The organism is Mycobacterium sp. E3251, assembly GCF_001666835.1.
Lineage (GTDB): Bacteria > Actinomycetota > Actinomycetes > Mycobacteriales > Mycobacteriaceae > Mycobacterium.
Window position 1 is genome coordinate 19439 of sequence record NZ_LZJF01000146.1, and the last position, 14784, is coordinate 34222.

Genomic DNA, 14784 nt, shown 5'->3' on the forward strand with positions numbered 1-14784 from the left:
AGAGGTAACCGACCGATGTCCTATCGCGTGATCCAATGGGGAACCGGCAACGTCGGTATGCATGCATTGCGGATCATCGGCGAACGCCCGGACTTCGAACTTGCCGGTGTTCGTGTTTACAACAAGGCCAAGGTCGGCGCCGACGCCGGCGAGTTGCTGGGTTCCGCGGCCACGGGAGTCCTCGCCACCGATGACATCGAGGCGATCCTGGCGCTCGATGCCGACTGCGTCTGCTACAGCCCGCTCGGCGGTACCCTCGACGGCGGCCGCGGCGCCGTCGACGACATCTGTCGGCTCCTTGCCTCGGGAAAAAACGTCGTGTCGAGCGCCCACGAACACCTGGCCTATCTCGGCCCCGACGTCCAGCTGCCCGGCGCCGGCCCGGACACCTACCTGCGGCTGAGCCGAGCGTGTGAGGAGGGCGACGCGTCGTTCTTACACATTGGCATCAACCCCGGCTTTGCCATGGACTTATGGCCGATGCAGCTCACTCGGCTATGCGGGCGCATTGACACCGTCCGGGTCAGCGAAATCGTCGACATGAGCCGCTACACTTCGATCCACATGGTGCGCGATGCCATCGGATTCGGCCTCCCCGCCGACGCGCAAACGCCGTTGGACGCCCACTTCAGCCAGGTGGAAAAATCGCCGTTCTATCTGTCAATGCGAATGTTGGCCGACGCCATGGGGGTTGAGCTCGAGGATGTCAAATACCGCCGCGAGGTCGCGGCGACAGAGCACGACCTGACCATCGCGGCGGGCACCATCGAAGCGGGCACCATCGCTGCCATGAAAATGTGCCTTGAGGGCATCGTGCACGGGCGGCCTGCCCTCCGTTTCGAGCTGATCTGGCGGGTTACGGACGAGGTGGCACCCGAATGGCCCGGCGGCGACAGCAGGTGGCTATTGCACATCGACGGCGACATGACCGTGGATTCCGAAATCGCCCTCGCCACCACTAACGGCTCCGGTCGGGCCGTATCCCTCGCGGTGGCAACGCTATTGCTCAACGCCATCCCCGCGGTGTGCGCTGCCGAGGCGGGCCTTCTCAACAACCTGACGCTGCCACCCCACGCCGGCGGATACCTCGCCCGCTAATGGGTCCGCACAGCTGTCCTCGTCTCGATTGGCCGACCGTTCATGAGCACCATCACCGCCGGCTCCGCCTGCGTGCCGGTAAGACGATCGCCGCGTGACGGGACGGCGAATGCAACCGAAACGGACACGACAGGGCTAAACCATCCGCGGACCGCCGAAACCCGGGACCGCGCCCACCGGGATCAGTGCGAGCGCGATCGCGAGAATGATGAACAGCCGCAACGTTTTCGGAGTTGCCTCATGCCCGATTTCCGGCCCGCGCGAGGCGAAGAGGGCGAACACCACGCCGACGTCGAACGCCACGATCGTCAGCCACCGGGTCCAGTCATAGCCGGTCAGGAAGACCGGAAAGATCAACACCGACCCGGCGGCGACCCAGGCCATCCGGCCCCGCAGCGCGTCGAGGAACGCGGCAAGCGGCACGCCCGAAATGTTGCTGAGCCCCCACATCGTCACCACAACGGCGGCAACTCCGAACACCAGGGACATGGTGAGGCCGACCATTCCGATGTGGCCGACGGCTCGGATGGCATCCGCGATTCCGTTGTCGTAGTTGGGCATCACATTGCGGCACACCCAGTCGTGGTAGTCGGTTTGCTGCGGTTGCCCGTCGATGACATACCGCAGCAACGTGGTTGGCGACGTGACGGTCGCGAACGGGTTGGGCATCAAGTGGTGGGGGACGGACGCGCACAGCCGAGCGGCGACGTCGTGACGACCGAACGCCGCGACGGCGGCGGTCGTGCAGACGCCCGGCGTCACCGCGAGGAGCACACCGGGGCCCTGGGCGCCTTTGAGCGCACCGCCCAGGACGACGATCGCCAGCACGGCCCCCAGTGCGAACTGCAGGCCGACCGCCTCGTGCACGAGGGCCAACGCGGCAATCGCGACACCGTAGGCCGCGCACCATGTCATCGCGACGGCGCGGGAACGTGCGAACATCAACGCCGAGCAGAACAGCGCCAGCGCCGCCGCCCCGAACAGGTCGGGCCGGGCCGAATATGCCGCGAACGGAACTCCGAAGGGCAGCAACGGAATCAGCATCGCGACCATCAGCCTGCGTTCAGACCTCGGGTGACCGAAGAGCACCAAGCCCGCGACCGTTGCCAGGCCGCCCAGATACACCGCCGTCGACAGCCACCGCAGACTCAGCGCGACGGAGAAGTAGTGTCCCGGGACGAAGCGCAGCAATTCGCCTGCGAGACCGCGCCGCACGAAGCCATGCGTGTAGTCGGCTGAGTAATACGACATCCAATAGACGTCTAGTGGAACGATCTTGATCGCGAACCACAGCACGACGACCGCCCAGGCCGCAATCGTGGCGGTGATACCCGCATACATCAGGGGGCGGCGGCTTTCAGTCGCTCTGAGGTCGAGGCCCACCATCAGAGCTGGCCTTCGTAGACGGTTGATGCCCCCAGCTTCAGGTCGGCCAGCGCGCTGCACGCGAGCTCGCGGGCTTCCGCTGCGGTGTTGCCGGCGCCGTCCTGGCACGCGATGACGTTGAGAAATCGGCTGCCGTTGATCGTTCCAGTGCTGCAGAACAATTGGCCACGGGTCTGCTCGATGCGGCGGCGTGTGATGCCCTGCTCGGCCAGCCGGATGGAGACCTCGGCTGCATCCGCACCATCGATGCGGCCAAAGGCGGGATCTAGGCTTCCGAGGTTCGAGCACCCGACCGGAAGTTGGCCGGTTGACATGGCGATGCCTTCGGCGTGGCGGACGAGCCAGCGTGGTGTGAACGGAACGAGCGGCAATCCCGCGAGCATTTCGTTGGGCTTTAGGTGCAGCGACGTCAGCATTCTCTTGATATCGGCCCGCACGCAACTCAAGTCGTGGGCCACCGCTGCGGCATCGACGGCCAGTGTGATTGAGGTCAGTGCATTGGCTCGGTCGTCGTCGCTGGTGCGATCGCTGACGGGGAGTACCACCGTCACCGCGTTCCCGTCTGGAAGCACCCTGCCGATTCGATGCGCCAGCCGGGCCGCGAATGCGACGAAGAGTGTGTTGCTGCTCCCGTTCAGATTGCGCGCACGGGCGTCCCATGCGGCGGCGTCGGTTTGGATCGTCACCGATGGGAGTCCCGTCGGCTCATTATTTACCGCTGAGAGCGCACCGGGCCGGTGCGCCCCGGGCGCAGGCCGGGAACGGGATGAAGCCTTGAGCAGGATCACCACGGTCGCGATCAGGGCGCGGATGACCACCGGCAGGGAACGCACCGCATCGGCCAGGTCCTCGGAGACGGCGCGCGCCCGGCTGCGTGAATTCGGCTGTGGGTAGCCGCGATTGCGTCTCTCCTTGTTGACCGCCTCGGTTACCGCCGATATCGCCGCGAGCCCATCGACGACGCAGTGTGATGACACCAGGGTGACCGCCGCGCCGCCGTCGTCCAGCGGCAGTACGCCCAGATGAAACGTAGGGCCGAACTCGGGGTCGACGGGTACCTGTGCGCGTCTTTCGATCCACGCGCCGATCGCCGACCGCGGTTGTCGCGGCTCCAGCGCGATGTCGGGTGAATGGTTGTCGAGCACCCAGCGATGACGACCGAATGGCAGCGGTGAGCGCTCGATGCGCCGTCCGAGGAGGCCGGCACCGAGATCGTCTTTGAAGGCGCGCAACTCGTCGATGTTCACGTCCCGGTCGTACACCCACGTGCATTGCACCGTGCTGCCTTGACCGGTGGCCCGCAGCCGTAGGAACGCGGCCTGGTCCAAAAGCGCCAGCCGCATCACCGGCAACTTAGGATGGGCATGGGGCGTCGGCCCACCCGCACCGAAACCTTTGGCCGGCGAAAACAAATGCATCAGGCATGGTTGTGCGGCCCGGCGTCGGACACCCGGGTGAACTCGGCGCGCATGGTCTCGACATAGCGCCGGACGGACGCGCGCGCGATGTCGGTGCCCGGGTAAGCAACCACCAGTTGCGTTCCGTCGTGCATGCGGTTGACCCACATGCACACCGTCTCGGACAGCCGGTTGTCTCCCCAGATCCCGGCCTGCAAACCATCGAAGTAGTCACCGAACGGCAGCTTGCGAATGTCGATGTAGGACAACATCGGCACCGGTCGGTCGGGAACCTCGAAGTGGCCTGCCGAGCCGGCCGGCGTCTCGAGCAGGTGGTAATAGGGCACGCCGCCGAGGGCCGCGTTGGCGTCGAACGACGCCTGGGCGGCGCTGACCACTTCGTCGAATGACGCGCCGGCGGTCGGAATCGCCAGCGGGACGAAACTGGCCAACCAGCCGACCGCGGTGGCGTGGGCGGGATCTCGCCGGTTATCGAACGGGGTCAGTCCGAAATATGTGGCCGCTCCGGTTAACCGATGCTCGGCCAGGGCGGCGCAGGCGAACACGCCGCCGCTGAAGCGTGCTCCCGCGGCACGGCACGCGGCCTCGAAACGCCGGCCCTGATCGTCATCGATCAGCTCGAACACGTCGATGGCTCCCGGGGTATCCGCGGACGGCTCGCCCAGTGCCAGTGGAAACCTCGGCAGCGCACCATTGTTCGCCGAGAGGAAGGCGTGCCAGCGCTGGATTTCGGGCGATTCGTCATCGAGGCTCGCGGTGTAGGCGCGCTGCTTCGCGCTGAATTCACGATGACTGGCTGCGGGCGCCAGCGCGGCCTGCCCGTTCTGCAGCGCGCTGAAGTACGCCGTCTGAACGTCCAGGAAGATCACGCCGGCGGACATACCGTCGGCGCGCAAGTGGTCGACGGCGATGTAGATGGTGAACCGGTCCTCGCCTTGGACAATTCCGAAGCTGAAGCAGTCCCATTGCAGCGGATCGGGTGTATCGAGGATGAGCTTGCGGATCTGAAGAGGAGCCATTTCCCCGAGATCCGTTGGCGCAAGCGTGATGTTCTCCGGGTCGGCAATGACGTAGCGGAGGATTTCGTCGTTGTCGGAGAAGGCAAACCGATCGTGGTAGACATCGTGTCGCCGCACGTGGCTATTCAGCGCTTGCGTCATCGCATCGATATCGCAGACGCCCCCGATCTCCCAGGCTCCGATGCACAACCGAGGGATATCGCGGCCGAGGCCGACCTGGCGTCGGTAATAGCGAAGATGCTGGGACTGCTGGTAACTGACCGGGGCGGGGTGGTATTGCGCTTCTGCGGCCCGCGCGTAAGTGTTCGCGGTGGGATACCAAGATACGACGGTGCCCTCGGCTGTCCAGTCGTCGACCGTGCCCAGGAACATGCGTTACCTTTCCTCGTCAGTTGGCGACGCCAGTCGGATGACCCTAACGCGCCCGCGCGTGAGTTGCTGTATGACGCTGAGTCGCCGAGCGGGTTTTATTTCGCGAACCCGGAAAGCGCCTTTCACTAGCTGCGTGGAATGTGCATCAGTGATTTGGCTCACTCTGGCTTGAATTGACCCCGCGCATGCCGGCAACCAGGGCGAATGGCCGACACGCTGACCGTCGCGCGGCGCAAGCATAAAGGTCCCCCTCGAGCCCGACAAGCGCACGGGGATTCACAGGACCCGCACGATTGCCATCGTCTTGCCGTGCAAGAGCGAACCGGCACGCGGATTCGTTTGATGCGGCGCGCGGTTAACTCCGGACTACTGCTCAAACAAGCCTTTATCTCGACGCCACTGACCCAACGCGACGAATACTCACCGATAGCGAGCGCTATCTTGGCGATCCCATTCGTGCAACTTTCAGGCCCCCGAAACGACGCCTCGAACACCATATCCCAGGCAGGGTTACGGCGGAATAGTACCAGCCAAGGAATTTTTCGGTCGCGATCATCCAGCGTGCGATCGCCTATCCAAAATCCGAAAGGGGTCCTGCGCGGCCGTCAGTGTTGGCTGACACCAACGGCTTTCGCGGTAGCGGTCAGTGTTGTGCGAAATGGCCTGCTGATCAGGGGGATTGGCCGAACTCGGTGGGGGTCTCGCCGCACGCGGAAGCGCGCATGGCGCCGGCGCGCCTTCGCAACGTCGCAATTCGAGCGCCGAGCGTCACGCCAGCGTGACGGCCCGGGCCGAGCGCCACGCTGGCGTTGACGCTCGGCGTGAAGTCGCAAGTCGCCAACCCGAACAAACCCCCCCGATGATCACTTGACGCCATACATACAGCGTGTATGTTCATACATACGGTATGTATGAAAGGGGATGAGTTCATGACGGCCACGCTCGACGCGATAGCGGAGGAACGCGCAACCGTTCTTAAGGTTTGCGCGCAAATGCCTGACTCGATGTGGGCGGAGGACAGTGGGTGTGCTGGCTGGTCGGTCCAGGATCTGGTGTCGCACATGGCGTGTAGCTACTGGTTGGCTGTCGATCCGTCGACGCTGCCCGATCCCGGCGGCCTGCCCGCCGAACGCGCGGCCGACCTTTACGTCGAGTCCCGCCGTTCCATGACCCCGGCGGAGGTCGTGGCCGACTATGAGTCGGTCAGTTCGCGCGGGCTGGACGTCCTCGCCGCGGTCGAGGGCCAAGATATCGAGATACCGATCGGCGACGTCGGGACCTATCCGGCCTCCGTCGTGCCCACGACTTTTGTCTTCGAGTCCTTCATCCATCTTCGGTACGACTTGTTCGCCCCGGACGGACCGTTGCGGTCGGATCCGCCGCCCGTCGACGAACTACGGCTTGCCCCCACGCTGGACTGGATCGAGGCTGCGCTGCCGCAGCAGAACACCCACCTGATCAACGATTTACGCGTCGGGGCCGAGATCCGCCTCGACGGGTTGTGCGCCCGGACCCTGCGCCTCGGCGCCCAGGGTGATGTGGCCGCGCGTATCACGTCCGATTCGGAAGCGTTCGTGCGATGGATAACCCAACGCGGTGCGTGGGAAAGCCTCGGCGTTCAGGCCGAGGGGGACCCGTCCGCTTTGGAGATCATCCGTCAGCTAAGAGTGTTCTGAACGACGCTGCCTTTAGCGCTATCGCACCCCGCGACCTTCATGCGGTATGTATGACATGCATACGTGGGTGTGAAAGGTGAGGGTCGCATGGCGCAGGACGGTCGCCGTACGCAGGCGGAGCGCGCCGCGGATACGCGCGGCGCGTTGATCGGCGCCGCCCGGCCCCTGTTCGCATCGTTGGGATTCGCCGAGGCGTCCCTGGAGACGATCGTGCGCGACGCCGGGGTGACGCGCGGCGCGTTGTACCACCACTTCGCCGACAAGACAGAGCTATTCGCGGCGGTGTTCGAGCAAGTGGAGGGCGAGATGGCCGCGCGGATGGGGGAGGCCGTCGCGGCCGCGGGGGAATCCGATCCGGTTGAGATCATGCGGCTGTGCGCGGGCCTGTGGTTGGACGCGTGTGCCGAGCCGGAGATCCAGCGCATCGTTTTGCTGGAAGCGCTGGCGGTGCTGGGCTGGGAACGCTGGAGCGACATCGGGCACCGATACAACATCGGATTCGTGACGGCGCTGCTCACCGACGCCATCGAGTCCGGCAGCATCCCGCCCCAACCCGTCGAGGCCACGGCCCTGACAGTCATGGGGGCGTTGCGCGAGGCAACGCTCTACATTGCCCGCGCGGACGATCATCGCCAGGCAAGGGCGGATGCCGGCGCGGTGATGGACAGGATCCTGGAAGCATTGCGGGCCAAGCACATCGGCTGAGGTCACCTCGGCAGGGCCGAGATCTGGCCGGCGATCGCCTTTTTGTCGATCTTGCCGATCGGTGTGGTGGGCAGTGTTGACATCGGCACCAACGCGTCGGGCCGGGTGTGGGCGGCCACCCCACGCCGGTCGAGGTATGCGTTCAGTTCCGCCAGAGTCATTGCCGGCCCGGTGAAAACAACCGCCGCGCAGATCTTTTCGCCAAGATACGGGTCGGGCAACGGCACCGCTGCCGCTGAGAAGATCGACGGGTGGCTGAGCATCTGCTCCTCGAGGTCCGCGGCGGAGACGGTTTCGCCGCCGCGGCAGATCACGTCCTTGACCCGCCCGGTGACCGTTAGATACCCATCGTGGCGGAGCCGGACCAGGTCACCGCTGCGGAAGAAGCCGTCGGGATCGAAGCACCGTTGGTTCTCGCGCTCGGCGCGGTAGTAGCCGTTGAGCGTGTACGGGCCTCGTACCAGCAGCTCGCCTTCCTCGCCCAGTTCCACCGGTTCGCCGTCGGGGTCGACGATGCGCAATTCGTCGGCCTCGCACAGCGGCCGCCCCTGGGTGAAATCGGTGAGCTCGGGCGGATCGCCGGGGCGGGTGTAGTTCAGCAGTCCCTCCGCCATCCCGAACACCTGCTGCAGCCCCGGGGTCAACGCGGCGCGGATCAGTCGGGCGTCGTCGGCCTCCAGCTTGGCGCCGCCAACTTGCAAGAGCCGCAGGGACTTCGGTGTTGCCGGCTCCCACTCGCACGCCTGCGCCCACAGTTTGGCCAGGGCCGGAACCAGGGCGGTGACCGTGACGCCGTGACGCTCGATGGCGGCGAAGGCGGCCTCGGGGCTGGGGTCGGTGCCGAACACGGTGGTGGCGCCCACGGTCATCGAGCCGAGCAGCCCGGGACACGCCAGCGGGAAGTTGTGGCCGGCCGAGAGCAGCACCAGATAGACGTCGTCGGCCGTGAGCCGGCACAGCTGGGCGCTGGCGGTCGCGTTGAACACGTAATCGTCGTGGGTTCGGGGGATGAGTTTGGGCGTCCCGGTGGTGCCGCCCGAAACCAGCAGCAGCGCAGGCGATCCCGGATCGCGTGCCGGCACCCGGGGTGGGGCGGCGGCCCGATCGCAGAGTTGGGTCCATGAGGTGAACGGGCCGGGGTCGCCGTCGACGATGACGTGCTCGAGCGTCGGGTGGTCTTGGACGAGTTCGCGCGCCATGGCGCGATAGTCGAAACCGTTTGCCGCATCGGCGATCACCAATCCGGCGGCTTGGCTGACGGCGGCGAAGTGCCCCAATTCGGCGGCCCGGTGGCCGGGCAGGCACATCACCGGGATGGCGCCCGCGCGCATCAGCCCGAACAGCGCCACCGCGAACTGGCAACCGTTCGGAAGTTGCAGCAGCACCCGGTCGCCCGGTGCGATGCCCAGAGCGTGCAGCCCTGCGGCGGCGCGGCCGGCGCGCGCGTCGAGCTGGGCATAGCTCAGGGCCGCACCGTCCGCGGCGTCGAGCACGGCCGTTCGGTCGGGCCAGCGCTGTGCCGCGTCGCTCAGGATGCTGTCCAGCGTGCGGCCCGCCCAGTAACCGGCCGCCCGATAGGCCGCGGCCCGATCGGCGGGGAACGGCACGAACCCTTCGAGGGGCCCGGCCAGGGACGGTGGTGTCTTCGTGGTCATGGGTCCTTAAACCGGGGGCGTAGTAGCGGCGCTTCGTGAGTAAGGATAGGGTAACCAACGATACTTAGGGCAGCCTGTGCTAATCCAGGGAGGGTTCGTGGTGCGTGCCTCGGCGCGCTCGGAAGACATCCGGGCGCAGGTGGCCGAACTGCTCGGCGTCGGTGTCGACGACATTCACCCCAGCACCAACCTCATTGGCCAAGGCCTGGACTCCATCCGGATCATGACCCTGGCGGGCCGGTGGCGCCGTGCGGGCATCGCCGTGGACTTCGCCACGCTGGCCGAAACTCCGACCGTCGAGGCGTGGACCGCGCTGGTCGGCGCGGACTCGCCGGCCGATCCCGCCGACCAACGCCTCCCCGCGCAACCGGCGGGCGACGCGGGTGAGCCGTTCCCACTGGCCCCGATGCAGCACGCGATGTGGGTCGGCCGCCAGGACCACCAGCAGCTCGGTGGGGTGGCCGGTCACCTCTACGTCGAGTTCGACGGCGGCGCCATCGATCCCGAACGCCTGCGCGCCGCGGCCACGGCGCTGGCCCGGCGCCACCCGATGCTGTGGGTGCGGTTCCTGCCCGACGGAACGCAGCGGATCGTAACAACCGATGACGAATTCCCGGTCGCCGTCGAGGATCTGCGCCGGCAGGATGGCGACGAAGCGGATCGGCGACTGGCCGCGATCCGCAACGCCAAATCGCACCAGCAGCTCGACGGAGCGGTGTTCGAGCTGGCATTGACGCGCCTGCCGGGTGAACGTTCGCGCTTACACGTCGACCTGGACATGCAGGCCGCCGACGCGATGAGCTACCGGACCCTGATGGCCGACCTGGCCGCGCTGTACCTCGGGCGCGACCTGCCCGCGTTGACCTACACCTACCGGCAGTACCGCCGCGTGATCGAGGCGGAAGAGGCGCGGCCGCAGCCGGACCGCGACGCCGCCCGTGATTGGTGGGCGCAGCGCATCCCGCAGCTGCCGGACCCGCCGGCCCTGCCCTTCACCGGCGACCGCGGTTCGCGGACGAGCACCCGGCTCTGGCACTGGCTGGACCCGCGCACCCGCGACGCCCTGTTCTCCCGCGCCCAGGCCCGCGGGGTCACCCCGGCGATGACGCTGGCCGCCTCCTTTGCCAACACCCTGGCCCGCTGGTCGACCACCTCGCGGTTCCTGCTGAACGTGCCGCTGTTCGGGCGCCGGCCGCTGCACCCCGACGTCGACTCGCTGGTCGGCGACTTCACCTCATCATTGCTGCTCGACGTCGACCTCGCGGGGACCCGAACAGCGGCGGCGCGGGCGCGGGCGGTGCAGGACGCCATGCGGACCGCCGCCGCCCACTCCGCCTATCCCGGGCTGTCGGTGCTCCGGGACCTCAGCCGCCATCGCGGCACCCAGGTGTTGGCACCGGTGGTCTTCACCAGCGCGCTGGGACTCGGCGCGCTGTTCAGCCCCGAGGTCACCGATCAATTCGGGACACCCGCGTGGATCATCTCCCAGGGCCCGCAGGTGCTGCTCGACGCCCAGGTCACCGAGTTCGACGGCGGCGTGTTGGTGAATTGGGATGTGCGCGAGGGCATCTTCGCCCCGGGCGTCGTCGACGCCATGTTCGCCTACCACATCGACGAACTGCTCAGGCTGGCTTCCGCCGACGACAACTGGGACGCACCGGGACCGTCGCCGCTGCCCGACGCGCAGCGCGCCGTGCGCGACGCGGTCAATGGCCGCACCGCCGAACCCAGCGGAGAAGCGTTGCACGACGGGTTCTTTCGGCAAGCCGAGCGGCGACCCGACGCGCCGGCGATCTTCGCCAGTTCCGGTGACCTGAGCTACCAGCAGCTGCGCGACCAGGCACTGGCGGTGGCCGCCGCGTTGCGCGCGGCCGGCGTCGGCGCGGGCGACACGGTCGCGGTGATGGGGCCGAAGACCGCCGAGCAGGTGCCGGCGCTGTTGGGCATCCTGAGCGTCGGCGCGGCCTACCTGCCGATCGGCGCCGACCAGCCGCGCGACCGCGCGGAACGCATCCTGGGAACCGGCGCGGTGTGCTTGGCCCTGGTCTGCGGCGGGCAGCGGCTGGCACTGCCGGTGCCCGAGCTGACCCTCGCCGACATCCTCCGCGAACCGCCCATTGTCGCCGAAAACATCTCGGCAAGAGTCGATCCCGATGGCCTCGCATATGTGTTGTTCACCTCCGGATCGACCGGCGAGCCCAAGGGCGTTGAGGTGACCCACGATGCCGCGATGAACACGGTGGAGTTCATCGCCCGCCACTTCGAGATCGGTCCCGCGGACCGGTGCCTGGCCCTCTCCACGCTCGAAGGCGACATCTCGGTGATGGACATCTTCGTCACCTTGCGCACGGGTGGGTCGATCGTGGTGGTCGACGAGGCGCAGCGCCGTGACCCCGACTCCTGGGCCCGGCTCATCTACACCCACCAAGTCACCGTGCTGCACTTCATGCCGGGCTGGCTGGAGATGCTGATCGAAGTCGGACAAGGAAGGCTGTCCTCGGTGCGGGTCATCCCCACCGGCGGGGACTGGGTGCGGCCGGAGGTGGCGCGCCGCCTGAAGGCCGAGGCACCCAACCTGCGATTCGCCGGCCTGGGGGGAGCGACCGAAACACCGGTGCACAACACCATTTTCGAGGTCGACGATCCCGACGCCCTGCCGGCGGACTGGACCGCCCTGCCCTATGGGGTGCCGCTGCCGAACAACGCCTGCCGCGTCGTCAACGACGCGGGCGACGACTGCCCCGACTGGGTCGCCGGCGAGCTGTGGGTCTCCGGTCGTGGCATCGCCCAGGGCTATCGGGGGCGGCCGGACCTGACCGCGGAACGCTTCGTCGAGCACGCGGGACGCAGGTGGTACCGGACCGGCGACCTGGCCAGGTATTGGCCCGACGGAACGCTCGAGTTCGTCGGCCGGGCCGATCACCGGATCAAGATCAGCGGTTATCGTGTCGAACTCGGCGAGATCGAGGCCGCGTTGCGACGGCTGCCGGGGGTGGCGATAGCGGTCGCCGCCCTGCTTCCCGCACCGGGTGGCTCCGAGGTGCTGGCCGCCGCGGTGTGCCCGGAAGCTTCCGCTGGCGCCGGGCTGACGGCCGAGCGAGTTCGGGAGCTGATGGGCGAACTCGTTCCGGCGCATATGGTTCCGCGCCACGTCGCGCTGGTGAGACGCATCCCGTTCACCGATGCCGGCAAGATCGACCGTCGTGCCGTCGCCCGCGACTTGGGCGCCGAGGTCTCACGATCCGAGCAGCCGGGCTACCGCGCCCCGTCGACCCCGCTGGAATCCGCCCTGGCCGCGCTCCTCGGTGATCTCCTCGGCGTGGACCGGGTCGGGCGCGAGGACGACTTCTTCGCCCTGGGCGGCGATTCCGTGCTGGCCACCCAGGCCGTGGGTCGTATCCGGAGCTGGCTGGACACCCCCGACATCATGGTCGCCGACATCTTCGCCACCAGAACCGTTGCGGCACTGGCCGATTTGCTTACCGGCCGGGAGCGGGACGGCCGGCGCCTGGATCAGGTGGCCGAACTATGCCTGGAAGTCATTCACATGGACGCCGACGCGGTGCTGTCGGCTTCTCACCAGACCGGCGAAACCGGGACGGCTCGATGACCTCCGACCGGGTGCTCAGTGCGCCAACCGAGTTCGCCTCCTGGATCAAGCGGGTGCCCAGCGGCAACGACGGCCGGTGCACCGGCGCGACCGTGGTGTTTCCGCATGCCGGGGCGGCCGCGGCGAGCTACCGCGTGCTGGCGACCGCGCTGGCCGCGGGCGGCGACACCTACATCGTGCAGTATCCGCAGCGCGCGGACCGGCTGAGTCACCCGGCCCCCGACACGGTGCACGACCTGGCGCGAGGTTTGTTCGACGCTGGGCCGTGGAGCCGGGTGGCGCCGCTGCGGCTGTTCGGCCACAGCATGGGCGCCGTCGTCGCTTTCGAGTTCGCCAGGATCGCCGAATCCCACGACGTTGCCGTGCAGCGCCTGTGGGTTTCGGCCGGCCCGGCGCCGTCGGCCGTAGCGGCCATGCCGGAACTCCCCACCACCGTCGACGGATTACTCGCCGACATCGCCGATCTCGGCGGCACCGACCCCGAACTGCTCGCCGATGAAGAGTTCGCCGAACTGCTGACCACCGCGGTGCGCGCCGACTACGAAGCGGTCAACCGCTACGAGTGTGCCCCCGGCGTCCGCATCCGCGCCGACATCCGCGTCCTGGGGGCGCGCGACGACCATCGCGTCGATCCGTCCGCGTTGCGGCTCTGGGAGAACCACACCGCCGGAGCCTTCGAGTTGTTCTTGTACGACGGCGGGCACTTCTATCTCGACGAGCACATCGATGCCGTGGCGCGACGGGTGAATGCCGATGTCTGACAACGGGTTCACCGGCGCCTCCGATCCGGTCGCGATCGTCGGCATGGCCGTCGAAGCGCCCGGGGGCATCGACACCGCCGACAAGTACTGGGAACTGCTGTCCCACGGCCGTGAGGCGCTGGGGCCGTTCCCCACCGATCGGGGTTGGCAGGTCCGCGAACTACTCGCGGGTTCGCGGCGCAGCGGTTTCAAGGAGATCCACGATCGCGGTGGATTTCTTTCCGGCGCAACCACCTTCGACCCGGAGTTCTTCGGAATCTCGCCGCGCGAGGCCGTCGCCATGGACCCCCAGCAGCGCGTGGTGCTCCGGGTGTCCTGGCGCGCGCTGGAAAACAGCGGCATCAACCCCGACGACCTGGCCGGGCACGACGTGGGATGCTTCGTCGGCGCCTCGGCCACCGGATACGGGCCGCAGATGGCCAACTTCTCCCAGCACAGCGGTCACCTGCTCGCCGGGACCGCGCTCAGCGTGATCTCCGGGCGGGTCGCCTACACACTGGGTTTGGCCGGCCCGGCGCTGACGGTGGACTCGTCGTGCGCGTCCGCGCTGGCGGCGTTTCACCTCGCGGTGCGCTCGATCCAGAACGGAGACTGCGACCTGGCGCTGGCCGGCGGCGTGAACGTGCTGGGCTCGCCCGGGTTCTTCGTTGAATTCTCCAAGCAGCACGCCCTTTCCGACGACGGTCACTGCCGCCCTTACAGTGCGCAGGCCAGCGGGACGGTGTGGGCCGAGGGGGCGGCGATGTTTGTGCTGCAACGCAAGTCGGCCGCGCTGCGCGCGGGCCGCCAGGTTGTCGCCGAGGTCCGCGCCACCGCCGTCAACCAGGATGGCCGCAGCGCCGGGCTGAGCGCCCCCAGCGGCGACGCGCAGGTCCGCCTGTTCCGGCGCGCTATGACGCAGGCCGGGGTCCGGCCCGAAGACGTCGGGATGGTCGAGGGGCACGGCACGGGCACCCGCCTCGGCGACCGCACTGAATTGCGTTCGCTGGCACAAACCTACGGGGACACGACGTCCGGTGCCGGCCCCCTGCTTGGCTCGGTCAAATCCAACGTCGGCCACGCGCTGGCCGCCAGCGGTGCGCTC

At 67.7% G+C, this 14784-nt stretch carries 10 protein-coding genes; 6 read left to right on the forward strand and 4 right to left on the reverse strand.

Translation table 11 applies throughout. From position 1 onward, the window contains the following. Window positions 1-15 precede the first annotated feature (15 nt). Complete coding sequence (locus A5697_RS17960; RefSeq protein WP_068011566.1) at window positions 16-1098, forward strand: hypothetical protein; 1083 nt, start codon at window positions 16-18, stop codon at window positions 1096-1098. Window positions 1099-1233: 135 nt separating this feature from the next. On the opposite strand, the gene A5697_RS17965 is transcribed toward A5697_RS17960, so the two are convergent. The 3 genes from A5697_RS17965 to A5697_RS17975 all read right to left on the reverse strand — a co-directional run bounded on the left by A5697_RS17965 (window position 1234) and on the right by A5697_RS17975 (window position 5293). After that, complete coding sequence (locus tag A5697_RS17965) at window positions 1234-2484, reverse strand: hypothetical protein (protein ID WP_068011567.1); 1251 nt, start codon at window positions 2482-2484, stop codon at window positions 1234-1236. Further along, window positions 2484-3830 (reverse strand): hypothetical protein, encoded by a 1347-nt coding sequence (locus A5697_RS17970; protein WP_068011574.1) that lies wholly within the window; start codon window positions 3828-3830, stop codon window positions 2484-2486. The genes A5697_RS17965 and A5697_RS17970 overlap by 1 nt, the downstream gene beginning before the upstream one ends. 71 nt (window positions 3831-3901) lie before the next feature. Then, a complete protein-coding gene (locus tag A5697_RS17975) occupies window positions 3902-5293 on the reverse strand; it encodes a condensation domain-containing protein (RefSeq protein WP_068011568.1) in 1392 nt (463 codons plus the stop codon). 929 nt (window positions 5294-6222) lie between these two features. On the opposite strand from A5697_RS17975, the gene A5697_RS17980 reads away from it, so the two are divergent. Together A5697_RS17980 and A5697_RS17985 are read left to right on the forward strand one after the other, a co-directional pair. Continuing rightward, window positions 6223-6969, forward strand: a complete 747-nt coding sequence (locus tag A5697_RS17980) for a maleylpyruvate isomerase family mycothiol-dependent enzyme (protein WP_082953468.1) — start codon at window positions 6223-6225, stop codon at window positions 6967-6969. A gap of 87 nt (window positions 6970-7056) precedes the next feature. Continuing rightward, window positions 7057-7674, forward strand: a complete 618-nt coding sequence (locus A5697_RS17985; RefSeq protein ID WP_068011569.1) for a TetR/AcrR family transcriptional regulator — start codon at window positions 7057-7059, stop codon at window positions 7672-7674. A gap of 2 nt (window positions 7675-7676) precedes the next feature. Here A5697_RS17985 and A5697_RS17990 read toward each other — a convergent pair whose 3' ends face one another. Then, the gene (locus tag A5697_RS17990) at window positions 7677-9329 is read right to left on the reverse strand and encodes a (2,3-dihydroxybenzoyl)adenylate synthase (protein WP_068011570.1); all 1653 of its coding nucleotides are present in this window, start codon (window positions 9327-9329) and stop codon (window positions 7677-7679) included. A gap of 97 nt (window positions 9330-9426) precedes the next feature. On the opposite strand from A5697_RS17990, the gene A5697_RS17995 reads away from it, so the two are divergent. The 3 genes from A5697_RS17995 to A5697_RS18005 all read left to right on the forward strand — a co-directional run. Continuing rightward, the gene (locus tag A5697_RS17995) at window positions 9427-12939 is read left to right on the forward strand and encodes a non-ribosomal peptide synthetase (protein WP_068011577.1); all 3513 of its coding nucleotides are present in this window, start codon (window positions 9427-9429) and stop codon (window positions 12937-12939) included. Next, window positions 12936-13700: a thioesterase II family protein gene (locus A5697_RS18000; RefSeq protein WP_068011571.1), complete on the forward strand. Its 765-nt coding sequence runs from the start codon at window positions 12936-12938 to the stop codon at window positions 13698-13700. The genes A5697_RS17995 and A5697_RS18000 overlap by 4 nt, the downstream gene beginning before the upstream one ends. Then, a partial coding sequence (locus tag A5697_RS18005) for a polyketide synthase (protein WP_068011576.1) occupies window positions 13693-14784 on the forward strand: 1092 nt, incomplete at its 3' end. The genes A5697_RS18000 and A5697_RS18005, both read left to right, overlap by 8 nt.